We start from the raw sequence: 22,097 nt of genomic DNA, 5'->3' as shown, positions 1-22,097 counted from the left end.
GCAATTATACCATTCGCAAGAATTGGATTTGCAAAGGCACGCCCTATGGCCACCCAGAAACTTTACGCCGGCGCCAAGCTGCGTGAAATGCGGCAGCGGCTGGAGCTTACGCAGAAGGATTTCGCCGCCAAGCTGGGGGTGTCCCTGCCCTATCTGAACCAGATGGAGAACAACAACCGCCCGGTATCGACCACGGTGGTGCTGGCGCTGGCGCAGGAATTCGGCATGGATGTGACCGAACTGTCTGCAGGGGACAGCGAACGGCTGGTCAGCGACATGCGCGAGGCGATGGCGGATCCGGTGTTTGCTGATGACCCGCCGCCCTTGGCGGATCTGCGGCTGACCGCATCGAACGCCCCGGCTCTGGCGCGGGCGTTTCTGTCGCTGCACCGGGCGTATAGGCAGACGCATGAACGGCTGGCCTCGCTGGACGAGGCACTGGGGCGCGAGGACGCGCGCATTCAGGCCTCCCCCTGGGAAGAGGTGCGCGATTTCTTCCACTACTGCGACAACTACATCGATGCAGTGGACCATGCAGCCGAGCATTTTGCCGCCGCCAATGACATCCGCGCAGCAGCCGTGGCCGCGCTGGAGCGCGGCGGCGTGACCGTGCGCCAGTCCGAAATGGAAGGCTTGCGCAGTTTTGATGCGGAGACAGGCGTGCTGCATCTGTCCAACCGCTCGGCGCCGCAAACACAGCTGTTTCAGATGCTGCTGCAGGTGGCGCTTTTGCGGCAGAACGCGCTGCTGGAAGCGACGCTGGATTTTGCAAAGTTCCAAAGCGAGGAGGCCCGCGCCATCGCCAAGATCGGCCTTGCCAACTATTTCGCTGGTGCCGCCCTGATGCCCTACACAAGGTTTTTGGAGGCGGCGCAAGCCTGCCGCCATGATCTGGAGCTGCTGTCGATCCGATTTGGCGCCTCGATCGAGCAAATATCGCACCGGCTGTCGACCATGCAGCGTCCCGGCGCCAAGGGAGTGCCGTTTTTCTTTGTGCGGGTGGATCAGGCAGGCACGATCACCAAGCGGCATTCGGCGACACGGCTGCAGTTTGCCCGGTTCGGCGGCGCCTGCCCGCTGTGGAACGTGCACCGGGCGTTTGAGACCCCGGGCCGGTTCCTGCGCCAGCTGGCAGAGACGCCGGACGGGGTGCGCTACATCTCGCTCGCGCGGGATGTGTCGAAACCGGGCGGCTCATTCGGATCCCCGGTGCGGCGCTATGCCATTGCGCTGGGCTGCGAGGTGCGCCACGCGGAGGCGCTGGTCTATGCAGACGGGATGGATGTGAACCAGGACAGCGCCTATGAGCCGATCGGCATTTCCTGCCGCATTTGCGAGCGCAAGGACTGCCACCAGCGTTCGGTCCCGCCGCTGGAACGGCGGCTGACCATCAACACCGATCAGCGCGGCGTGCTGCCGTATGAGGTGAGCTGATGCACCGGTTGGCCTGCGTACCCGGCGCGCTTTAGGGTAGGATTCATGGCAGCTTTTGAACAATTGGTCCTGTCCGGCGGCGGCTGCCGCTGCTTCTGGCAAGGCGGTTTTCTGCACGTGGTTTAGGATGAACTGCCTCTGCGCCCCGCCCGCGTAACCGGGGTTTCTGGCGGCGCCCTGACGCTGGCCTATGAGGCAGAGCTGTACATGGTCGGCTCGCCGCATTTCAACTGGGCAGAGCGGCTGGGTGTCGGCTCCAGCCTGGTGGACGCCCGCGCCGCAGCGCAGGAGGGGAAGCTGGCCGATCTGGTGCGGTTTGCGGCCACCATCCCGCCGGTGTTCGACCCGCCCCGCTGGAACGGGCAGGCAGTGATAGACGGCGGCATGGCCGATCAGGCGCCGATGCCGGACCCCAACAAGGGGCGCACGCTGGTACTGCTGACGCGCCCGTACAAGCGCCTGCCGGAGGTCGCCGGGCGGTTGTACGTCTGGCCAGAGGAAGAGGTGCCCGCGGATAAGATCGACTTCACCGATCCAGAGAAGATCCAGGCGACCTGGGACGCAGGCCTGGCGGCTGGGGAAACGTTCCTGCGGGAAAGAGCGGCAGGGGTGATCCCTGACACCGGGGATTGAGACCCAGCACGTCTGAAAACAAGACCTGCCCCCCGTATTGTCTGCCTTATTGACTGCCGCGCCCGGCCCAGCCAATGTCGGGTGTTTCCGCGGTATGCACGATCGCATTTTCAGCGGACCGGCGCCGTAGCCAATACTGAGGGAATGCACGCAAAATGACAGACGACTGGAATGACTATGCGGACGGCTGGGACGGCAACAGCGATGTCAGGCTTTTTGCGGCCAAAGCGTTTTCCGCGCTCTACTCGCATGCCGGAGTAAGCGGTGAGGCCTGGCAATCGAAACGTGTTCTTGACTTTGGATGCGGAACCGGGCTGCTGACGGAACTGATTGCACCGCATGTTAAAGAGGTGATTGCCGTTGACACCTCGGACAGGATGATTGCGGTCCTGAAGGACAAGAATCTGCCCAACGTGACGCCCGTCCACGCGGACATCCTAGGCGGTGCAGCTGCGGGCGACAAAGACCGGCTTTCCGGTTTCGATCTGATCTGCGCATCTTCCGTTTGCGGCTTCCTGCCGGACTATGCAGCTGCAGTGAAGCTACTGTCAGGCTTGCTTCAGCGGGGCGGCCAGTTTGTGCAATGGGATTGGCAAGGCCAGGACAGCGGCGAGTTCGGGCTGACAGAACAGCAGATGCGCGCAGCACTCGAGGCTGCGGGGCTTGGCTCCATTCGGGTGAAGCAGGTCTTTGCGCTGGACACCGGCGGGCAATCCATGCCGGTCTTGATGGGCTTGGGCACCCGCAACGCAGACCGGCCCTGAAACGGGTGTACGCCAGTCAGGGCCGAACAGGTTCAAAAAACAGAACGGGGCTTCAGTGATACCCCGTTCTGCCTTCAACACGCTTTTCCCTCACGCCTTGGACAGGATCCCCCAGATCTCGTCCTTCAGCGCGGCGCGTTGTTTGCGCAGGCCGGTTTCGGCCTCAGCACTCACCGGTTCCACGTTGGTTTCCGCCCGGTGCACAGCGCGATTCACTTCGTGGTATTCGTCCGACAGCTTGGCGAAATGGGCATCCGCCTGTTTCAGCTGACTGATCTGCGCGGCCTTTTCGGGGAATTCTTCGGCCAGTTCATGGGGGGTATTGGACATCTGCCCGCTCCTTTTTTCTAGGGTCGGTTGCAGGTTATCCGCAGCGCTGCGCGCCCGCTTTGACGCGGATCAAAAGATGCGGCAAACACGCTGATTTTCGGTCTGATTTCAGGCCCGGTCCCAGGCCCGGTTCCAGGCCGGGATTTCAGAAAATAAGCCGCCCGCACAACGGGGAGGTGGCGGGCGGCTTGCTGGCAGCGCAACAGGATCAGCGTTGCGCCTGGCGCCAGTCCGGGTTGAACCACGGTTCAGCGTTCGAGGACGGCAGGCGGCGTCCCAGGATGTGGTCCGAGGCCTTCTCGCCGGTCATGATCGAGGGGCCGTTGAGGTTGCCGTTGGTGATGCGCGGGAAGATCGAGCTGTCGGCAACCCGCAGACCCTCGACGCCAATCACCCGGCATTCCGGATCGACTACCGACATCGGGTCATCAACTGCGCCCATCTTGCAGGTGCCGCAGGGATGATAGGCGCTTTCCACGTGCTCGCGGATGAAACCGTTCAGTTCCTCGTCCGATTGCAGCGCATCGCCGGGCTGGATCTCATGCTTGAGGAAGGGTTTCATTGCCTCCTGGCCGAAGATCTCGCGGGTCAGACGGATGCATTTGCGGAAATCCTCCCAGTCCTGTTCGGTCGACATGTAGTTGAACAGGATGTTTGGCGCGTCTTTCGGATCGGCAGAGTTCAGCGTGACCTCGCCGCGCGAGCCGGAGCGCATGGGGCCGACATGGGCCTGGAAACCATGGCCCTCAGCCGCGGCCTGACCGTCATAGCGGACTGCAATCGGCAGGAAGTGATACATGATATCCGGGTAGTCCACCCCCTTGCCGGAGCGGACAAAGGCGGCGCTTTCGAACTGGTTCGAGGCGCCAAGGCCGGTCTTGGTGAACAGCCACTGCGCCCCCACCAGCGCCTTGCCGAACAGGTTCCAGTATTTGAACAGGGTGATCGGCTGTTTACAGGCGAACTGGAAGTAGAATTCCAGGTGGTCCTGCAGGTTCTGGCCCACGCCGGGACGGTCGGCGACCACGTCGATGCCGTGTTCCGCCAGATGTTTCGCCGGGCCGATACCGGACAGCATCAGCATCTTGGGGGAATTCAGCGAGGAGGCGGCCAGGATCACTTCGGTATTGGCGCGGATCACTTCGACCTTGCCGCCGCGTTCAACTTCGACCCCGACAGCGCGGCCGTCCTCGATCACCACCTTGCGGGCGAAGGCACGGATCAGATTGCAGTTGTCACGCTTGAGCGCGGGCTTCAGATAGGCGTTGGCGGCGGACCAGCGGCGGCCCTTGTAGACCGTCATCTCCATCGGGCCGAAGCCTTCCTGCTGCTCGCCGTTGTAGTCGGATGTGACCGGGTAGCCCGCCTGCGCGCCTGCGTTGACAAAGGCGTCGTGCAGCGGGTTGTCGCGGGGGCCGCGGGTCACATGCAGCGGGCCGTCGGTGCCGCGCCAGTCCGGATCGCCGCCATGGCCGCGGTCGTTCCAGGTTTCCATACGTTTGAAGTACGGCAGCACGTCGGCGTAGGACCAGCCCGCCGCACCCGTCTCGGCCCAGTGGTTGTAGTCGCCGGCGTGGCCGCGCACATAGACCATACCGTTGATCGAGGAAGAGCCGCCGATCACTTTGCCGCGCGGGCAGACCAGTTCGCGGCCGCCCAGATGCGGCTCGGGCTGGGATTTGTAGCCCCAATCGTAAAGCGGCATGTTCATCGGGTAGCTGAGCGCGCCCGGCATCTGGATGAACGGCCCGGCATCGGTACCGCCGTGTTCGATCACCAGAACCTTTTTGCCGGCCTCAGACAGCCGGTAGGCTATTGCACAACCGGCAGACCCGGCCCCGACAATCACATAATCCGCGTTCATTTCTTCTCTCCATTGCGGATCCGGGTTGGGTCAAGGATGCCTTTGGCACCGCGCCTTGGCGCGGCTTGTCCTTGAGGCATCCCGAATCTGCCTCATCATTGTTCTGGTCTGCTGAGGACGCAAAGCGCCCTCAGCGACCTCTCAGCAACCCCTTCCCTCTTGCCCTTTTGGGCAACGGGGCGGGTGGGTGGGCGTTGCCCAAAAGGGCAATCAGAATGCCGCTTCGACGTCACCCATGCGGACGTAGACGGATTTCACCTGGCTGAAGTGCTTGATCGCCTCTTTCGAGTTCTCGCGACCAACGCCGGATGCCTTCACACCGCCGAACGGCGCCTCGACCGGCGCGTCGTTGTAAGAGTTGATGAAGCAGCTGCCGGCCTCAAGATTGCCGATCACCCGGTGGGCGCGGGTGAAGTCCTTGGTGAACACTCCTGCCGACAGGCCGAATTCGGTATCATTGGCGCGGGCCACGACTTCTTCTTCGGTGTCGAAGTCCAGGACGGACATGACCGGGCCAAAGATTTCTTCGCGGGCGATGGTCATATCGTCGGTCACATCGGCAAAGACGGTCGGCTCGATAAAGTAGCCGTCCTTGTCGGCGCGGGTGCCGCCGCAGATCAGGCGGGCACCCTCGGCCTTGCCCTTCTCGATATAGCCCAAGACGATGTTCATCTGGTTTTCGGTCACCATCGGGCCAAAGCTGGTGGCCTCATCCATCGGGTCGCCGATAATGGCATTGCCGGTGCGTTCGGCGAGACGGGCGAGGAATTTTTCCTTGATGCCTTTCTGCACAAACACGCGGGTGCCGTTCGAGCAGACCTGGCCGGAGGAGTAGAAGTTGCCGTTGATGGCGCCGCCGACGGCGTTGTCCACATCTGCGTCGTCAAAGATGATCAAGGGCGACTTGCCGCCCAGTTCCATGGTGACGTGTTTCATGCCTGCGGCGGCGGCGGCATAGACCTTCTTGCCAGTCGGCACCGATCCGGTCAGCGAAACCTTGTCAACGCGCGGGTCGGTGACCAGCGCGCCGCCGACCTCGCCCATGCCCTGGACGACGTTGAAGACGCCCGCCGGCGCGCCGGCCTCAATCAGGATTTCGGCCACTTTCAGGGCGCAGAGCGGGGTGGTTTCCGACGGTTTGAACACCATCGAGTTGCCGCAGGCCAAGGCAGGCGCGCCTTTCCAGCAGGCGATCTGCGTGGGGTAGTTCCACGCACCGATGCCGACACACAGGCCAAGAGCCTCGCGTTTGGTATAGACCCAATCCTCGCCCAGCGGGATGTGCTCGCCGGTCAGCGAGGCCGCGAGGCCGCCGAAATACTCCAGCGCGTCGGCGCCGGAGGTGGCGTCGGCGACCAGGGTTTCCTGCAGCGGCTTGCCGGTGTCATAGGTTTCCAGAACGCTGAGGTCGTGGTTGCGTTCGCGCATGATATCGGCGGCGCGGCGCAGCACGCGGCCACGCTCGGTGCCAGTCATTTTCGCCCATTCCTTTTGGGCTTCTTTGGCGGTGGACAGCGCCTGTTCGACAATCGCCGGGGTGGCGGCGTGGACGGTGGCGATCTGTTCGCCGGTCGCGGCATAGATCACCGGGATCGGGGTGCCTGCGGTATCTTCGACGTATTCGCCGTTGATGAAGTGGCTGGCTTTGGGTTGAGCGGGATGAGTCATGAGTTTATGCCTCCGGCGGGGATATTTGGAGCCAGATGAACTGGCGGGGTGCTGATTTCGGGTTATTCGCCGCGGGGAAAACGTTTGTTTTCCTCGAGGGTGTTGAGATCCATGTGGTTGCGCATGTAACGCTCGGAGGCCTTTTGCAGCGGCTGGTAATCCCAGGGATAGTAGCCGCCCTGGCGCAGGGCCTCGTAGACAACCCAGCGGCGGGCCTGGCTGGCGCGCACTTCTGCGTCGAAGACCTCCAGGTTCCAGCGGGCGTCTGATTTGGCGCGCAAGGTTTCCAGTGTTCCGGCATGGGCCGGGTCGGCAGCCAGGTTGGTCAGCTCGTGCGGGTCGGCCTCCAGATCGAACAGCTGATCGGGGTCCAGCGCGCAGCGGTTGTACTTCCACTTGCCATAGCGGAGCGACACCAGCGGCGCATATGAGGCTTCGGCAGCATATTCGATGGCAACCGGTTCGGTCCGTTCCGTGCCGGTGGCCAGCGGCACCAGGTTCTGGCCGTCGGTCCAGGGTTCGATTTCAGCCATGTCGACACCGGCCAGCGCGCCCAGCGTCGGGGTCACATCCAGTGTGGAAACCGGGGTTTCGATCAATCCCGCGGGCAGATCCGGTGCCGAGATCATCAGCGGCACGCGGGAGGAGCCGTCATAGAAGCTCATCTTGAACCAAAGGCCCCGCTCGCCCAGCATGTCGCCGTGGTCGGAGACAAACAGGATGATCGCCTCTTGCCTTGTGGTTTCCAGCACATTCAGGATCTCGCCGATCTTGTCATCCAGATAGGAGATATTGGCGAAATAGGCACGGCGGGAGCGTTTGATGTCTTCCTCAGAGATGTCGAAGCTGCGCCAGTCGTTGGCGTCAAAGATCCGCTGGGCGTGCGGGTCGTGGTCGTCGTAATCCATTGCCGGGACCTGCGGCAGCAGATGCTCGCAGTCCTCATACAGATCCCAGTATTTCTTGCGCGCCACATAGGGGTCATGCGGGTGGGTGAAGCTGACGGTCAGCGCCCAGGGACGGTCGTCCAGCCCGCGCGACAGCTCATAAAGCTTGGCAGTGGCATTATAGGCGACCTCGTCGTCGTATTCCATCTGGTTGGAGGTTTCCGCCACCCCTGCCCCGGTGACGCTCCCCATGTTGTGATACCACCAGTCAATGCGTTCACCGGGTTTGCGGTAGTCCGGGGTCCAGCCGAAATCAGCCGGGTAAATGTCGGTGGTCAGGCGGTCCTCGAACCCGTGCATCTGGTCGGGGCCGACAAAATGCATCTTGCCTGAAAGGCAGGTGTAGTAGCCCGCGCGGCGCAGGTGGTGGGCGTAGGTCGGAATGTCGCTGCGGAACTCAGCCGCGTTGTCATAGACGCCGGAGCGCGACGGCAGCTGGCCGGACATGAAGGAGGCGCGGCCCGGCGCGCACAAGGGCGACGCAGTATAGGCGTTGGCGAAACGGGTCGAGCGTTCCGCCAGTTTCTTCAGGTTCGGAGCATGCAGCCAGTCGGCGGGGCCGTCCGGGAAAAGTGTCCCATTCAATTGGTCAACCATCAGGATCAGAATATTCGGGGCACTCATCGCGGACCTCCCAGATAAGGCGATGTTTCTTCGAAAGGCGCCTGGCAGGCCCAAAGGCGCTGCCAGGCAGTTTGGTGGCTGGTCCCGTCATTCGGGGAAACTTGGGGGCCAGCCGGGAGACCGCCCTTAATGGGCTGTCTTGATCTTGTCGAAGTCGAGCGTGTTTTCCTCGGGCGAAGCAGTGATGCTCATCACTTCGCTGCGTTTGAACAGCACGATATAGGCCAGGCAGGCGACATAGATGCCGATCACCGCGGTGCCGATCCACTGGATCTGCAGCCACTGGCTTTGGAAGGCCAGGGTCAGGGCGAAAAGCACAACCGCGTTGCCCAGCACATAAGGAATGGTGCCGAAACGCTTGGCCGTCAGGTTCAGGTTGTCGGTGTAAAGGCGGATCAGCGAGTCAAAGGAGTTGACCACAAAGATGATGCCCACCGCGACCATGGAGACGTTGATCAGCAGCGTCGTCTCGATGCTGTTGAGGTGGTAATAGTACAGCACCGAGAACCACACACCCAGCGGGATCGACGGGAAGATCAGCAGCGCTGCCAGAACCTGCCAGGTGCGCAGCCCGCCGACAAAGCGCGAGGTGAACTGGCCGATCATGATCGACCATGCGAACCACCAGAACAGGTAGAATTCGTGATAGTCGGTCAGCGGCAGCACGAATTTGTGGATGTTGGCAAAATAGCCGCCGATGTTGGAGGCGGTATCGCCGAAGGCGCTCAGCCCCATACCGGAATAAGCCCACATGCCGAGGATCAGCGACAGGAACAACACGGTGGAGCCGACCGACAGGATGCGCACGTATTTGATGTCGGTCGAGGAGAAGGCGGCAAACAGGATCACCAGGAAGGTAATGACATAGAAGGCCGGGATCACGCTCTCGCCGTCGCCCATGAAGGTGGCATAATACGGCAGGTAGATCAGGAACAAGGCGCCGGTAAAGGCGCAGGTGCCGATGATCACAATGTTGTTGAGCCATTTCACCAGCGGGATCTCAAAGAACTTCACCCGCGGCTCAACCACGCAGAAGTAGAAGGTGGTCAGGAAGTAGAAGCCCCAGATCAGGAAGCCCCAGAAGCCGAATTCCAGCGCCAGCGGGTTGGTGAACCCATAGGCGGGCTCTGCCGCGGTGTCGGCATAAAGCGGAAAGTCCCAGGCCAGCGGGAACATGATCAGGCCGACGTCCAGGCCCGAGGTGAAGAGAATTGCGATGAAGGTGAACAAGTGGACCGGAGTCACGCCGACGTTGCGGACGTTCCACCACTTGATCACGCAGAACACCACCAGCGCAAAGGCCAGCAGAATCCCGAATGAAATGATTGAAGTCATATGTCCCTCCCATTTCCAGGCGGTTCCCGCCCTAAGACATGGGTCGGGTACATAACACAGCAGGCTGATCGGCCAAATAGTTTTTTGAATGGTCATTCAAGATTTGAATTCCCTCGAACAACAGTTGAAACGCCGGCCCAATTGCCGCACAACTTATTCATGAGCAGGAAACGCATCCGGGATATCCGCAACGAAGAGCTGATCGAAGCCACCATCGTTGCGGTGCATGAGCGCGGTTACGGTGTTGTAACCATGGCGGAAATCGCCAAGGAGGCCGGTGCTTCGGCGGCCTCGATAAACTACTATTTCGGCTCCAAGGAAGGGCTGATGGAAGCCACTATGCTGCATCTTCTGGGCAAGCTGCGGCGGGCCATGGCGGATGGCTATGCCACAGCGCGCACCCCGCGCGAACGGCTGTATGCGGTGATGGACGCGAACTTTGCCGACGACCTGTTCACCGTTCCCCAGTGCAGTATCTGGATGCAGTTCTGGGCAAATGCCCCCTATTCGCCGCGCCTCAGCCGCCTGCACCGAATCAACCGTGCCCGGGTGCGCAGCCATGTCCTGGCCGAGCTGCGGGCGCTGCTGCCAGGCGGACAGTTGGAAACCGCGCGCCAGGCGCTGCAATGCTATATGGACGGGGTCTGGCTGCAGGCCGCGCAGTCGGAAGATCCGCTGAATCCCAATGCCGCGCGAGCTGCGGCGCATCTGGTTGTGGATCTTGTCATCCCATAAGGCCTAGCCGCCAGGCAGCCGTTCGTAGTCCAGCCGGGTTCCGCGCGGCAAATAAATAAGGGTCATTCCGTCGCGGGTCAGAGAATTGATCTGATAACACAGTCTGGTGCCGCTCTGGCTGTCCCAGGCCATCAGGAAGTCAGCCGTAAACCCTATGCCGCGGCAGCTTTGCTGGATCGTGACAAACTCCGGGGTCATTTGCCTGCCGCCGTAACGGACTTGGCGCACGGCACCGGAAATGGCAAACTGGTCTTTTGGGTTTTGCACGGACTGCCACTCTCCCTGCATGTTCTGCAGCATCTTGTCGAACCGGTTCGGCACGCGCGGCGTGACGCTGTGCAGCTCCAGCTCTGCAAAAGAGCCGAAACGGGTGACTATCTCACCATCAATTGCCAGCGGGGTGCCGCGCACCAGCCCCAGCAGGAATGTGAAGACCGGATCGGAGATCCGGACCTTGCCCACAGCACCGAACTCCATGCCGCCGCCAACAAAACTGCAGGTGACCGCGCCCGTGCTTTTCTGCTGCTTGCAGCCTTGAAAGACCACCTCCGCCGCGTAATGCAATTGGTCTTCTGTCGCGTCATGCCCGTCTTCAGCGGCGGCAACCGCAGCCTGCCGGCGTTCGGACTGTGACCGGGAACTGAGCAGAACCTGCGGTCCTGTTGGTGCCGTAAGGGTTTTGGCAAACCCCTGCATTGCATAGCCTTGTGCGGTGCAACCGCTGTCATGCTCAATCCGGAACCGGCCCTGGGCGGTGCAAAACCGGACGCTGTCATCGCGAAAACGGTATCCGGGGCTTTTGGCGCGGAAGTAGAGAAACCGGCCCTGATAGCCGGCCGGCACCGGTTCGGTGCAATCTCCCGGCATGAGCGGCTGCCAGCCCTGCACCACCCAGCGGCCGTCAATCCGCAAGCTGATGGCCAAATGATGCAAGGCCTCCGTATCGTTGCAGATACTGGGCCCGGCCTGGGCGGCCGGCAGATCAAAAAGGGCCGCCAACAGCAACGCCGTGGGCCAAAGCCAGTTTGCCATGCGCGGTCTCCGCCTGCATCGGTAAGAGCGGAAGATTACTTCGGGTTTGTAACATCCATAAGGCGATCAAACACCAGTCGCATTACCGGAAGGTGTAAGAGCCTTCTTTTTAACCCTGGCTTCACGCCATGAGATAAAACTGACCGCAGCCAGGATCAGCCCGCCGCCGGACATTACCCAGATGTCAGCCGGTTCACCAAACGCCAGCGCGCCCAGCAGGGTAGCCCAGACCAGCTGCAGGAACGTGACCGGCTGGGTCACCGCCACGGGTGCTGCGGCAAAGGCCAGCGTCATGGTGTAGTGGCCTGCGGTGGCAAAGCAGGCGACACCGAACAGAATTGCAAGCTCGGCCAGCGTGGGCGTCACCCAGACTGCCAGGGCAAAGGGGGCCAGGCCCAGGGTGACAAAGATCGACAGCATGCCGACCACAACCGCCGGGCTGTTGCTGCCGACAGTAAACTTGGCGATCAGGTAAGAGGCGCCGAAGGACACGGCGGTGAACAACATGGCGATATGGCCGGGCGAGACCTCGCGGAAGCCCGGCCGCAGGATGATCATCGCGCCGATCAAAGCGACAGCAATCGCCGATATCCGGCGCACCGCCAGCTTCTCTCCCAGAAACAGCGCGGCCCCCAAGGTGACATAGACCGGCGACAGGTAGTTCATTGCCGTAACCTCGGCCAGGGGGATCTGGGTCATGGCATAGAACCACAGGATCACGCCGGCAGAATGCACCACGCCGCGGCCTGCAAACAATGCCCAAAGCCGCGGGGTCAGTTGCGCCCGGCGCAAGGCCCCGGCCATCGGGATCAGAAACACCAGCCCCAGCAAGTACCGCAAAAAGGCGCTTTCGGCGGGCGGGATGCGGGTGCCGAGGTGCTTGACCAGCGCTGTGACCGCCACAAAACAGAGGCCGGTGACAACCATCCAGAACACGCCCCGAAGAGGGTTTTGCGCGGTTTGGGCGGATTTGACGGTTTGGGACATGGCCGGACAGAACACCCGTTCGGGCGGCGGCGCAAGGCTTCACATGTGAATTATTTCCGCTTCTCCGGCAGCGGGGTGAATTCCTCCTCATCGCCAGGCGGCAGCTGGAAGCGGCCCTGCTGCCAGTCGCCAGCGGCCCAGGCGGACTTGGCGTCCTCGATCCGGTCGCGGGAGGAGGCGACGAAGTTCCACCAGATATAGCGCGGCCCGCTCAGCGTCGCACCGCCCAGCGCCATCAGCCGTGCGCCCTGGGCGCCTGCGGTCACGGTGATCTCATCCCCTGGGCGGAACACCATCATGCGGCCGGCCTCAAATGTTTCGCCGGCGATTTCCACCGACCCTTGCGTGACATACAGCCCGCGGTCCTCGTGATCCAAAGGCAGCGGCAGCTTGGCGCCGGCTTGCAATACTGCATCGGCATAAAAGGTTTCAGAATAAAGCGTTGCAGGGGCTTTCTCACCCCAGGCAGTGCCGAGGATCAGCCGCACGGCCTTGCCCTCGCCCTCCAGCAGCGGCAGTGCGTCCTTGCCGTGGTGTTCAAAGGCGGCGGGCATGTCCTCGTGGCTGTCGGGCAGAGCGATCCAGGTCTGGATGCCGAACAGGCTGCTTGGACCTGCGCGGGTCGTGGCCGAGGTGCGTTCGGAATGGGTGACGCCCTGGCCTGCCACCATCCAGTTCACCTCGCCCGGATAGATCATCTGGTGAGTGCCTAAGGAATCGCGATGTTCGAATTCGCCCTGATAGAGGTAGGTCACGGTGCCAAGGCCGATATGCGGATGCGGGCGCACGTCGATGCCCTGCCCGGTCAGGAATTCAGCCGGCCCGGCCTGATCGAAGAAGATGAACGGGCCGACCATCTGGCGGCGCGGTGCGGGCAAGGCGCGGCGGACCTCAAAGCCGCCGAGGTCGCGGGCGCGCGGGATGATCACCGTTTCAATTGCATCAAGGCTGCCCGCTTCGGGGCATTGCGGTTCCAGTGCCGGGTTCCAGCTCATCCTTCCCTCCTGTTGGCGGCTTCAGGAGGAAGGTAGCGCATTTCAGCGCAGGCGTTAGGGCGGCCTGCGCACAGATGCTGTTCGTCACATCATCAGCAGCTTAAGCGCAATCGCCCACATGGTGAGGCCGACAATGGCATCCAGCACTTGCCAGGCGCGCGGGCGGGCAAAGACCGGAGCCAGCAGGCTGGCGCCATAGCCGAGCGTGAAGAAGAAGGTGAAGCTGGCAATGGCAGCGCCGGCCGCAAACACCAGCGGCTCGGGGTATTGGGCCGAGATCGAACCAAGGAGAACCACTGTATCGAGGTAGACATGCGGGTTCAGCCAGGTCAGTGCCAGAACCGTGGCCAGCAACGGCGCCAGGGCAGCGCCTGCACCTTCGCCCGCCGTGTCCAGGGATTCGCCGCCGCGCCAGGCGCTGCGCAGAGCGCGGGCGCCGTACCAGATCAGAAAAGCCGCGCCGCCAAGCCGCATCGCCTGTTCAAACCACGGAACTGCCAGCGCAAGCGAGCCGAAGCCGAAAACACCCGCAGTGATCAGCACCGCATCGGATCCCGCACAGGTGAAGCAGATCCAGAACACATGCTGGCGCCGCAGCCCCTGGCGCAGAACAAAGGCGTTTTGGGCGCCAATCGCCGCAATCAGGCTAAGGCCAAGGGCAAATCCGGCAAGCAGGCTGGGGGGCATTGTGGTCTCCATCGTTGTGCTGGGGTTTGACTAGAGACTGCCGCGCCATTAATCCAGTTAAAGAGACTTATGTCAGATTAGAGTTGCTAATGCAGATGGATCCCAGCCAGATGGCGGCGTTGAGCGCGGTGCTGCGTCTTGGCACATTTGAGGCCGCGGCGCATTCCTTGCGGGTGACGCCATCGGCGGTTTCGCAGCGGATCAAGGCGCTGGAAGACCGCATCGGCACCGCGCTGGTGCTGCGCGGCACGCCCTGCACCGGGACGGCGGCGGGTCTGAGGATTGCCAAACATGCCGAGGACATCGGCCTGCTGGAAGCGCAGCTGGCGCGGGAACTGGCTCTGACAGCGGATCATGGCCCGGTGCGGCTGCGGATTGCGGTCAATGCCGACAGCCTGGCCAGCTGGTTCATTGACGCAATGGCAGAGGTGGATGGGGTGCTGTTCGATCTGCTGGTGGATGATCAGGACCACAGCGCGGAATGGCTGAAGCGCGGCGAGGTTTCTGCTGCGGTGACGGCCAGCGCCAAGCCGGTCACCGGGTTTGACGCCCATCCGCTGGGTACGCTGGACTATGTCGCAACCACCAGCCCGGATTTCATGGCGCGCTGGTTTCCGGTAGGGGTGACGCCGGAGGCTGCCGCCCGCGCGCCCTGCCTGATCTTCAATGCCAAGGACAATCTGCAGCGGCTGTGGCTGGAGCGGAATGTGGCGCCGCAGCTGGCGCCGCCTGCCCATTACCTGCCCTCGACCCAGGCCTTCATTGATGCCGCCGCGGTCGGCCTGGGCTGGGGCATGAATCCGTTGGCAATGGTCGCCGGCGATATCCGCAGTGGGCGGCTGGTGCCGCTGATCCCTGAGACCACGCTGCCGGTGCCCTTGACCTGGCAGGTGGCGCGGGTGATGGCCCCTGCCCTTGCGGAGGTGACCCGCGCCGTGCAGAAATCTGCTAGGCAGTATTTGACCCAAAGCTAAACAGGAAAGCCCGCCGATGTTTTCAAAAGACACCCTCAGCTATGATCCCCTGCCCTTGCCGGACCGAGCCGAGTACTCCGACGCTGAAATGCAGGAGAAAGCAGCAGAGTTCCTGGCCCATATGAGGCGGCGGCACACGGTGCGGGACTTTACCGGCCAGCCGGTACCGCGGCAGGTGATCGAGACCTGTATCCGTGCAGCCGGGACGGCACCCTCGGGGGCCAACCACCAGCCCTGGTTCTTTGCTGCGATCTCCAATCCGGAGCTGAAGGCGCAGATCCGCGCCGAGGCTGAAGAAGAGGAAAAGAAGTTCTATGCCGGGGGTGCGGGCGATGAATGGATCACGGCGCTGGAGCCGATCGGCACCAATGCGGACAAGCCGCATCTGACCACCGCGCCCTGGCTGATTGTGGTTTTTGCCCAGCGCTGGGGCGCTTTTGAGGACGGCAGCCGCTACAAAAACTATTACGTGCCGGAAAGCGTGAACATTGCCACCGGCGTATTGCTGACAGCTTTGCATACGGCGGGCCTGTGCACTCTCACCCACACGCCGAACCCGATGAAGTTCCTGAATGGCGCCCTGGGCCGCCCGGCATCGGAAAAACCGACGATGATCATCGCCGTGGGCCATCCCGCAGAGAACGCCATGGTGCCCTCCGTTGCCAAGCTGAAAAAACCGCTGGAGGAGATTGCAGCATTTGTAGAATAGCCCTCGCGGCCGGCACCCGGAAAATTCGAATTTTCCGGCCAATTTTCTTGCAAGAAAATTGTGCCGCCTGCGGCCGGCGGTACGGTTGATGCCGGCGCCCGCCTCCTTGCGCCGCAGCCTGGGCCTGCAGGTGCTGCTGCCGCGCGCGGGGGTTGTGGTGATCTGGCTGGCGCTGAACCAATGGGTCAGCCTGCCAGTACCGCTGGTCTTTGTTCTGATGGCGGCGGACGGGCTGTTTCTGCTGTGGCAGGCCCGCATTTTTCAGCACAGTGCCGACGCGCATGTACGCAGCACCGGTGCGATGGCGCCGGTCTGGGGCGGTTATCTGGTGCTGCTGTTTGCGGGTTTTGCGGCGGTCACCCTGTGGTGGGATGCCCAGTTGATTGCCAGGGCGAAGGAAGAACCCGTCTATGCCGAACAGCGGCGGCAGGCGCGCGAAGCGCTTTACAGGCTGACAGTTTCCAATGACGGCCGCGCGCTGATCTTTGCAGGTGAAATCACCTTTGGCCTGACACGGCGGATTGAGCAGATGATCCTCCAGCACCCTGGGCTGCAGCGAATTACCCTGACCAGTCCCGGCGGTCTGATTGCCGAAGCCCGTGGCGCCGCCAGACTGATCCGCGAACAGGGATTTTCCACCCGTGCAGAGGGATTGTGTGCTTCAGCCTGCACATTGATGTTCGCAGCCGGCCTCCGGCGCAGCCTCGGCGGAAACGGGCAGCTTGGCTTTCACAGCTATGCTTTGCAGTTCGAAAGCGGCCTGCCGCAGATAAACCTGGAAAAGGAGCAGGAAAAGGACCGCGCCTTTCTGTTGCAGCAAGGGGTGAGCGCCGAGTTTGCAAACAGGGTCTTCGCCATCCCCCACCGGGAGATATGGATACCGGATGCCACGGCCCTGCGAATTGGCGGTGTCGTGACCGAATGACCGGCCAGCCGCCGTGCAACCGGGTTTTCTTGCCGCCTCCACCATCCCCCCTAACGTTTCAGAGATCAGCCGGAGGGAGTTTTGCATGAAGCATATTCTACTTGCTGCGGGCCTGGGGCTGGCAGCGCCGCCTGCCATTGCCGGGCTGGAGATCTGCAACAATGGCGGGCAAAGCCTGAGCCTGGTCATCGGCTATTTTGGCGGCGGGGATTGGGTCTCGGAAGGCTGGTGGAACATGCCGGTCTAAGCGTGCAAAACGCCGGTCGGCGGCGATTTAAAGAAAAGCCAAAATTATTGCCAGGCAAATGTATCGGGCAAGGCTTTTGCCAGCGGCGGTTACACCTATTGCACATCCTCTGAGCCCTGTACCATTCGCGGCGGCACGGAGGGGCGCTGCCCCCTCGGCCTTGCGGCCTTACCCCCGGGGTACTTTCGACCAGAAAGAAGCAGCAGCCCGGAGCCATATGGGTGGCCTCATACGGGTGGCCCCCATACAGGTGGTCTGTGCGCCAAAAGAAAAGCCCGCCGGTGGCGCGGCGGGCTTTCAACGTTGCGCGATTGCTGCAGCTTAGAGCTGCGCCATGACCTCGTCGGACGCTTCGAAGTTGGTGGTGACACGCTGTACGTCGTCGTCATCCTCCAGCGCATCAACCAGCTTCATCAGCTTTTGCATGCCTTCGAGATCCAGCTCGGTGGTGGTGCCCGGTTTCCAGACCAGCTTAGTGCTCTCGGACTCGCCTAGTTCAGCTTCCAATGCGTTCGACACGTCGTTGAGGTCGGTGTCGGCGCAGTAGATAATATGGCCATCCTCCGAGCTTTCGACATCTTCGGCGCCGGCTTCGATTGCTGCCATCATCACAGTGTCGGCATCGCCAACAGAGGCCGGATAGGTGACTTCGCCCTTGCGTTCGAACATGAAACCGACTGACCCGGTCTCTCCCAGGTTGCCGCCGTTCTTGGAGAAGGTGGAGCGTACATTGGAGGCGGTGCGGTTCTTGTTGTCGGTCATTGCCTCGACGATGACAGCCACGCCACTGGGTCCATACCCTTCATAACGGATTTCATCGTAGTTTTCAGCGTCGCCGCCCACGGCCTTTTTGATCGCGCGGTCGATCACGTCCTTGGGGACGGACTGGCTTTTGGCTTCCTTGACCGCCAGGCGCAGGCGCGGGTTCTTGTCGGGATCAGGGTCGCCCATTTTGGCGGCCACGGTGATCTCCTTGGCCAGCTTGGAAAACAGTTTCGACCGCGCCGCGTCCTGACGGCCTTTGCGGTGCTGAATGTTTGCCCATTTTGAATGGCCTGCCATGGTGCATCCTTGCTGCTGAATATCTGAATTGGCGCCCATATAGCCCGTGCCGGCACCGGGTTTCAAGCACCCTGCCCCGGCTTGGCCCTTGCTCCGCGGGGTTTCGCGGTTAAGCTGGCCCGATGACATATGATCAAGCTGTTTTATTTGCGTTATTTGCTGCCGTTTTTGCCCTGCTGTTATGGGGGCGTTACCGCTATGATCTGGTGGCCTTTGCGGCGCTGATGGCGGGGGTCGTGCTGGGGGTGGTGCCTGCTGGCGATGCCTTTGGCGGGTTTGGCCATCCGGCAACGCTGGTGGTGGCGCTGGTGCTGATCGTTTCTGCCGGGCTGGTGCGCTCAGGCGCGGTGTTTCTGATCACCCGCACATTGGTGGATTCCGCGCGCGGCCTTGGCGGCCATATTGCGCTGATGGGCGGGGTTGGCGCCGTCTTGTCGGCGTTCATGAACAATGTGGCGGCGCTGGCGCTGCTGATGCCGGTGGACATCCAGACCGCGCGCAAGGCAGGCCGGGCGCCGGGGTTGAGCCTGATGCCGCTGTCCTTTGCCACTATTCTGGGCGGCATGGCGACCCTTATCGGCACGCCGCCCAACATCATCATTGCGGCGATCCGGGAGGAGCGGCTGGGAGAGCCGTTCCGGATGTTCGATTTTGCCCCGGTGGGCGGCGTGGCGGCGCTGGCGGGGCTTACCTTTGTGGCACTGGTCGGCTGGCGGCTGATCCCGGCGCGGGAGAATGCAGCGGGAGCGTCCGAGGCGCAGCTGGCGCCCTATATTGCTGAGCTGACTGTAGGCGAAGGGTCAGAGCTGACCGGCAAGCGGCTGGGCGAATTGGACGAAGAGGCCGAAAAGGCGGATGTGGCGATCATTGGGTTGATCCGGGACGGCAAGCGCCGCTATGGCCGCGCCAGCGCTGCGATGCTGCGGGACGGGGATACGCTGGTGATCGAGGCCGAACCGGAGGCATTGGATGAGTTCCGCAGCGCCCTGAAACTGGATTTTGCCGACGCCGCCCGGCAGGAAAAGCTGACCGCTGCAGGCGACGGGCTGGAGCTGGTTGAGGTCGTGGTGCCGGAAGCGGCCCGCGTGCACGGGCGCAGCGCCCAGTCCATCGGCCTGGCCTGGCGGCAAAGCGCGGTGCTGCTGGGGATTTCCCGTCAAGGCCGGCGGATCACCAAACATATCCGGCAGGCAGAGATCGAGGCAGGGGACATTCTGCTGCTGCTTTGCCCGCGCGGGCGCAGTGCCGATGTGACCGACTGGCTGGGCTGTCTGCCGCTGGCGCAGCGCGGGCTGGCGGTAACGGCAAATGACAAGACCTGGGCCGCCATCGGTCTGTTTGCCGCCGCCGTTCTGGCGGCCTCCGTCGGGCTGATCTACCTGCCGGTGGCTCTGGGACTGGTGGCAATCGGTTATGTTCTTTTCAAGATCCTGCCTGTGGCGGAGATCTATGATCATGTGGAATGGCCGGTTGTGGTGCTGCTGGGGTCGATGATCCCGTTGGGGGCGGCACTGGACAGTTCAGGCGGCACCGCATTGATTGCCAATGCGCTGACAGGCCTGACCGAAGGCCTGCCCGCCTGGGTAGTGCTGACGGTGCTGATGGTGGTGACCATGACGTTGTCTGATGTGCTGAACAATACCGCCACAGCCATTGTCGCGGCACCTGTGGGCATTCAGATGGCGGAGTCCCTCGGGGTATCTCCGGACCCGTTCCTGATGGCGGTGGCAGTTGCCGCCTCGGCGGCGTTCCTGACGCCGATCGGACATAAGAACAACACGCTTGTGCTGGGTCCCGGCGGATACCGCTTTGGCGATTACTGGCGGATGGGATTGCCGCTTGAGGTTCTGGTCATTGCAGTCTCTATTCCGGCAATCCTGGTGTTTTGGCCATTGTAGCGGGGACCAAAACTTTTGAGAAAAAGTTTTGCCAAAATCCTTTCACAAGGATTTTGCGGCCTGCGCGGAGACTTTTAAAGACTGTGGGTGCCGGTCCGCCCAGGCCTGCGACATCAGCACAATGGCTGTTGATCCGCCCAGGACCGCGATCAGGAACAGTTTTTTGAAATCCACTTTGCCACCCCATGAAATACTCTCTGTTTCATATGGGCCCGGCTTTAACAATTTCACGTAAACAAATGCTGGCGAAGCGGAAAACCGCCATCATCAAGGGCATCCGGTGATGTCAGAGCGGCCAGAAAAACGGAATAATCAAGGACGCAACCATGCCGACCGTCAGGTTCAGCGGGATGCCGACACGCAGAAAATCGGTGAACTTGTAACCGCCAGGACCGTAAACCAGCGTGTTGGTCTGGTAGCCGATCGGGGTGGCAAATGAGGCCGAGGCAGCTACCATGACAGCCACCACCAAGGGGCGCGGATCCACCCCCATGGCCTGAGCCAGGCCAATGGCAATCGGGGTGACGACAACAGCCACAGCGTTGTTTGAGACCAGCTCGGTCAACACAGAGGTCAGCAAATAGACCGCCCAGACCAGCAGGAACGGCGGCAGCATCGACAGGCCGGGGGCGATGGCATTGACAATCAGGGCAACCGCCCCAGAGCTTTCCAGCGCGGCCCCGATGGCCAGCATCGAAAAAATCAACGCCAAGAGCCGCCCGTCCACAAAGGAGAACGCCTCATCCGCGTCAATGCAGCGGGTCACGAACACCAGCGACACCATCAGCAGAGACAGCATCAGGATTGGCGCCACGCCAAAGGCCGCCAGCAGAACGATCCCCAGAAGGGCAACAACAGCAATCGGCGCGTGACTGCGGCGGTAGGCGCGCTGGGTCGGCTGCGAGACATCGGCCAGATCCATATCGGAAGCCAGACGCTGGATATCGGCGGGCGCCCCCTCCAGCAGCAGGGTGTCGCCGATCCGCACCACGAGGTCATCCAGCTGCACGCCGATGTTCTGGTTCCGGCGGTGCACCGCCAGGGTATAGACGCCGTAGCGGCGGCGCAGGCGCATGGCGCCAAGGCTGCGGCCGACCATGCGGCAACCCGGGGTGATCAGCACTTCGACGGTTTCAGTCTCGACGGCGGAAACCTGATCCACCCGCTTGAGCTCTTTGTTGGTTTGCAGGCTTAACAGCTCGGTCATTCGGGTGCGCAGCACCACCCGGTCGCCGACCTGCAGCTCCACCCCCATGAGGTTGCGGCGCAAAGAGTCATCGCCGCGGATCACGTCGATCAGCCGCACGCCAGGACGTTTGAACAGCTGCACACCGGTGACTTCGCGACCGATCAGGTTGCTTTCGGGCGGGATCACCGCTTCGGTGAAGAACTTCATCTTGGATTTGTCGCTCAGCAGCATGGCCATGCTGTCACGGTCCGGCAGCAGCCGCGGTGCGACAAAGCGCAGGTAGATCATGCCATAGATGACCAGGATCACGCCCAGCGGCGTGACCTCAAAAATAGTGAAAGGCTGCAGGCCCTGCGCCCGCGCAACACCATCCACCAGCAGGTTGGTCGAGGTGCCGATCAGTGTCAGCGTGCCGCCCAGGATCGCCGCATAGCTGAGCGGAATCAGCATCTTGGATGCGGAAACCTTCAGGGTGCGGGAGATCTGGATGAACACCGGGATCATCACCACCACCACCGGCGTGTTTGACACCACGGCTGAGGCTGCAACCACAAAGGCCATCAGCAAGGCAACCGCAAGCTTGGGGCTCACCTCGGCCTGCTTTTTGGCGATTTGAGTGAAGGCATCCAGCGCACCGGTCCGCACCAGGGCACCCATGATGATGAACATCGCCGCAATGGTCCAAGGCGCCGGGTTGGACAGCACCGGCAGCGCCTCATTGTAGGGCAAAACGCCGGTGGCCAGCATTGCTGCAACGCCGGTCAGCGCCACAACTTCGGTGGGATAGGTTTCGCGCAGAAAAGCCACGAACATGGCCAGGACAATGGCTAGTGCCAGGACCGCGCTGCCGGAATCACCTAGTTGGAAAAACTGCATATACCGTGACGATGCCTTATTGTTTCAGGCGGGTTTAGCGCGCTGCTGCACGCTCCGCCATCGCGCAGTTTCCCTGAAACCCTTGGCCTGAGCAAGAATTTCCGCGCCCGCCCCGCTGCGGAGGCCTGGATTCGGGAATTTATGCGGAAAATCGCGGCCGCACCGGCAATTCATCCCGCCAC

Annotated in this window: 20 protein-coding genes; 9 read left to right on the top strand and 11 right to left on the bottom strand. The window is 62.1% G+C overall.

Annotated elements, in window-relative coordinates; translation table 11 throughout:
* The first annotated feature begins 45 nt into the window (after positions 1 to 45).
* The 3 genes from K3724_RS06885 to K3724_RS06875 all read left to right on the top strand — a co-directional run bounded on the left by K3724_RS06885 (position 46) and on the right by K3724_RS06875 (position 2,831).
* Positions 46 to 1,434, top strand: a complete 1,389-nt coding sequence (locus K3724_RS06885) for a short-chain fatty acyl-CoA regulator family protein (RefSeq protein WP_259991259.1) — start codon at positions 46 to 48, stop codon at positions 1,432 to 1,434.
* A 207-nt stretch (positions 1,435 to 1,641) separates the two neighbouring features.
* Positions 1,642 to 2,067 (top strand): patatin-like phospholipase family protein, encoded by a 426-nt coding sequence (locus tag K3724_RS06880; protein ID WP_311200214.1) that lies wholly within the window; start codon positions 1,642 to 1,644, stop codon positions 2,065 to 2,067.
* 155 nt (positions 2,068 to 2,222) lie between these two features.
* Positions 2,223 to 2,831, top strand: a complete 609-nt coding sequence (locus K3724_RS06875) for a class I SAM-dependent methyltransferase (protein WP_259991257.1) — start codon at positions 2,223 to 2,225, stop codon at positions 2,829 to 2,831.
* 90 nt (positions 2,832 to 2,921) lie between these two features.
* On the opposite strand, the gene K3724_RS06870 is transcribed toward K3724_RS06875, so the two are convergent.
* From K3724_RS06870 to K3724_RS06850, 5 genes are all read right to left on the bottom strand, one after another.
* On the bottom strand, positions 2,922 to 3,161 hold the full coding sequence (locus tag K3724_RS06870; protein ID WP_259991255.1) for a YdcH family protein: 240 nt from the start codon (positions 3,159 to 3,161) through the stop codon (positions 2,922 to 2,924).
* A 208-nt stretch (positions 3,162 to 3,369) separates the two neighbouring features.
* Positions 3,370 to 5,025, bottom strand: coding sequence for a choline dehydrogenase (gene betA / locus K3724_RS06865; RefSeq protein WP_259991253.1), 1,656 nt, complete (start codon positions 5,023 to 5,025; stop codon positions 3,370 to 3,372).
* A 210-nt stretch (positions 5,026 to 5,235) separates the two neighbouring features.
* On the bottom strand, positions 5,236 to 6,693 hold the full coding sequence (gene betB / locus K3724_RS06860; RefSeq protein WP_259991251.1) for a betaine-aldehyde dehydrogenase: 1,458 nt from the start codon (positions 6,691 to 6,693) through the stop codon (positions 5,236 to 5,238).
* A gap of 62 nt (positions 6,694 to 6,755) precedes the next feature.
* Positions 6,756 to 8,264, bottom strand: coding sequence for a choline-sulfatase (gene betC, locus K3724_RS06855; RefSeq protein ID WP_259991249.1), 1,509 nt, complete (start codon positions 8,262 to 8,264; stop codon positions 6,756 to 6,758).
* Positions 8,265 to 8,390: 126 nt separating this feature from the next.
* Positions 8,391 to 9,599, bottom strand: a complete 1,209-nt coding sequence (locus tag K3724_RS06850) for a BCCT family transporter (protein ID WP_259991247.1) — start codon at positions 9,597 to 9,599, stop codon at positions 8,391 to 8,393.
* Positions 9,600 to 9,758: 159 nt separating this feature from the next.
* Between K3724_RS06850 and betI the strand changes: the two genes are divergently transcribed.
* Positions 9,759 to 10,334, top strand: a complete 576-nt coding sequence (gene betI, locus K3724_RS06845; RefSeq protein WP_259991245.1) for a choline-responsive transcriptional repressor BetI — start codon at positions 9,759 to 9,761, stop codon at positions 10,332 to 10,334.
* 3 nt (positions 10,335 to 10,337) lie between these two features.
* Here betI and K3724_RS06840 read toward each other — a convergent pair whose 3' ends face one another.
* From K3724_RS06840 to K3724_RS06825, 4 genes are all read right to left on the bottom strand, one after another.
* Positions 10,338 to 11,366: a DUF1036 domain-containing protein gene (locus K3724_RS06840; protein ID WP_259991243.1), complete on the bottom strand. Its 1,029-nt coding sequence runs from the start codon at positions 11,364 to 11,366 to the stop codon at positions 10,338 to 10,340.
* Between the two features lie 66 nt (positions 11,367 to 11,432).
* Positions 11,433 to 12,353: a DMT family transporter gene (locus K3724_RS06835; RefSeq protein WP_259991241.1), complete on the bottom strand. Its 921-nt coding sequence runs from the start codon at positions 12,351 to 12,353 to the stop codon at positions 11,433 to 11,435.
* A 50-nt stretch (positions 12,354 to 12,403) separates the two neighbouring features.
* Positions 12,404 to 13,348, bottom strand: coding sequence for a pirin family protein (locus K3724_RS06830; RefSeq protein ID WP_259991239.1), 945 nt, complete (start codon positions 13,346 to 13,348; stop codon positions 12,404 to 12,406).
* Positions 13,349 to 13,432: 84 nt separating this feature from the next.
* Positions 13,433 to 14,035, bottom strand: coding sequence for a LysE/ArgO family amino acid transporter (locus K3724_RS06825; RefSeq protein WP_259991237.1), 603 nt, complete (start codon positions 14,033 to 14,035; stop codon positions 13,433 to 13,435).
* Positions 14,036 to 14,124: 89 nt separating this feature from the next.
* Between K3724_RS06825 and K3724_RS06820 the strand changes: the two genes are divergently transcribed.
* The 4 genes from K3724_RS06820 to K3724_RS06805 all read left to right on the top strand — a co-directional run bounded on the left by K3724_RS06820 (position 14,125) and on the right by K3724_RS06805 (position 16,890).
* Positions 14,125 to 15,009, top strand: a complete 885-nt coding sequence (locus K3724_RS06820; protein WP_259991236.1) for a LysR family transcriptional regulator ArgP — start codon at positions 14,125 to 14,127, stop codon at positions 15,007 to 15,009.
* 16 nt (positions 15,010 to 15,025) lie between these two features.
* Positions 15,026 to 15,718, top strand: coding sequence for a nitroreductase family protein (locus K3724_RS06815; protein ID WP_259991234.1), 693 nt, complete (start codon positions 15,026 to 15,028; stop codon positions 15,716 to 15,718).
* A gap of 88 nt (positions 15,719 to 15,806) precedes the next feature.
* Positions 15,807 to 16,643: a hypothetical protein gene (locus K3724_RS06810; RefSeq protein WP_259991232.1), complete on the top strand. Its 837-nt coding sequence runs from the start codon at positions 15,807 to 15,809 to the stop codon at positions 16,641 to 16,643.
* Positions 16,644 to 16,728: 85 nt separating this feature from the next.
* Positions 16,729 to 16,890, top strand: a complete 162-nt coding sequence (locus K3724_RS06805; RefSeq protein ID WP_259991230.1) for a DUF1036 domain-containing protein — start codon at positions 16,729 to 16,731, stop codon at positions 16,888 to 16,890.
* 321 nt (positions 16,891 to 17,211) lie between these two features.
* On the opposite strand, the gene K3724_RS06800 is transcribed toward K3724_RS06805, so the two are convergent.
* On the bottom strand, positions 17,212 to 17,952 hold the full coding sequence (locus tag K3724_RS06800) for a YebC/PmpR family DNA-binding transcriptional regulator (protein WP_259991228.1): 741 nt from the start codon (positions 17,950 to 17,952) through the stop codon (positions 17,212 to 17,214).
* 122 nt (positions 17,953 to 18,074) lie between these two features.
* Here K3724_RS06800 and K3724_RS06795 point away from each other — a divergent pair, with 122 nt between their 5' ends.
* Entirely contained in the window at positions 18,075 to 19,850 is a 1,776-nt protein-coding gene (locus K3724_RS06795) for an SLC13 family permease (protein WP_259991226.1), read from the top strand.
* Positions 19,851 to 20,136: 286 nt separating this feature from the next.
* Here the strand turns inward: K3724_RS06795 and K3724_RS06790 are convergent, their stop codons facing one another.
* Positions 20,137 to 21,915, bottom strand: a complete 1,779-nt coding sequence (locus tag K3724_RS06790; RefSeq protein WP_259991224.1) for an SLC13 family permease — start codon at positions 21,913 to 21,915, stop codon at positions 20,137 to 20,139.
* Positions 21,916 to 22,097 lie beyond the last annotated feature (182 nt).

Source organism: Leisingera sp. M658 (genome assembly GCF_025144145.1).
In the GTDB taxonomy this organism is placed as follows: domain Bacteria; phylum Pseudomonadota; class Alphaproteobacteria; order Rhodobacterales; family Rhodobacteraceae; genus Leisingera.
Note: the sequence above shows the minus strand (reverse complement) of the source record. Positions and strands in the feature narration are given on the sequence as shown.

Bases quoted from the DNA above. Each gene is read 5' to 3' on its own strand.
- K3724_RS06875 (WP_259991257.1), top strand. From the start codon at position 2,223: ATGACAGACGACTGGAATGACTATGCGGACGGCTGGGACGGCAACAGC.
- K3724_RS06810 (WP_259991232.1), top strand. From the start codon at position 15,807: ATGCCGGCGCCCGCCTCCTTGCGCCGCAGCCTGGGCCTGCAGGTGCTG.
- K3724_RS06840 (WP_259991243.1), bottom strand. From the start codon at position 11,366: ATGGCAAACTGGCTTTGGCCCACGGCGTTGCTGTTGGCGGCCCTTTTT.
- betI (WP_259991245.1), top strand. From the start codon at position 9,759: ATGAGCAGGAAACGCATCCGGGATATCCGCAACGAAGAGCTGATCGAA.
- K3724_RS06795 (WP_259991226.1), top strand. From the start codon at position 18,075: ATGACATATGATCAAGCTGTTTTATTTGCGTTATTTGCTGCCGTTTTT.
- K3724_RS06885 (WP_259991259.1), top strand. From the start codon at position 46: ATGGCCACCCAGAAACTTTACGCCGGCGCCAAGCTGCGTGAAATGCGG.
- K3724_RS06880 (WP_311200214.1), top strand. From the start codon at position 1,642: ATGGTCGGCTCGCCGCATTTCAACTGGGCAGAGCGGCTGGGTGTCGGC.
- K3724_RS06790 (WP_259991224.1), bottom strand. From the start codon at position 21,915: ATGCAGTTTTTCCAACTAGGTGATTCCGGCAGCGCGGTCCTGGCACTA.
- K3724_RS06850 (WP_259991247.1), bottom strand. From the start codon at position 9,599: ATGACTTCAATCATTTCATTCGGGATTCTGCTGGCCTTTGCGCTGGTG.
- K3724_RS06835 (WP_259991241.1), bottom strand. From the start codon at position 12,353: ATGTCCCAAACCGTCAAATCCGCCCAAACCGCGCAAAACCCTCTTCGG.
- betA (WP_259991253.1), bottom strand. From the start codon at position 5,025: ATGAACGCGGATTATGTGATTGTCGGGGCCGGGTCTGCCGGTTGTGCA.
- betC (WP_259991249.1), bottom strand. From the start codon at position 8,264: ATGAGTGCCCCGAATATTCTGATCCTGATGGTTGACCAATTGAATGGG.
- K3724_RS06805 (WP_259991230.1), top strand. From the start codon at position 16,729: ATGAAGCATATTCTACTTGCTGCGGGCCTGGGGCTGGCAGCGCCGCCT.
- K3724_RS06830 (WP_259991239.1), bottom strand. From the start codon at position 13,348: ATGAGCTGGAACCCGGCACTGGAACCGCAATGCCCCGAAGCGGGCAGC.
- K3724_RS06870 (WP_259991255.1), bottom strand. From the start codon at position 3,161: ATGTCCAATACCCCCCATGAACTGGCCGAAGAATTCCCCGAAAAGGCC.
- K3724_RS06825 (WP_259991237.1), bottom strand. From the start codon at position 14,035: ATGCCCCCCAGCCTGCTTGCCGGATTTGCCCTTGGCCTTAGCCTGATT.
- betB (WP_259991251.1), bottom strand. From the start codon at position 6,693: ATGACTCATCCCGCTCAACCCAAAGCCAGCCACTTCATCAACGGCGAA.
- K3724_RS06800 (WP_259991228.1), bottom strand. From the start codon at position 17,952: ATGGCAGGCCATTCAAAATGGGCAAACATTCAGCACCGCAAAGGCCGT.
- K3724_RS06815 (WP_259991234.1), top strand. From the start codon at position 15,026: ATGTTTTCAAAAGACACCCTCAGCTATGATCCCCTGCCCTTGCCGGAC.
- K3724_RS06820 (WP_259991236.1), top strand. From the start codon at position 14,125: ATGCAGATGGATCCCAGCCAGATGGCGGCGTTGAGCGCGGTGCTGCGT.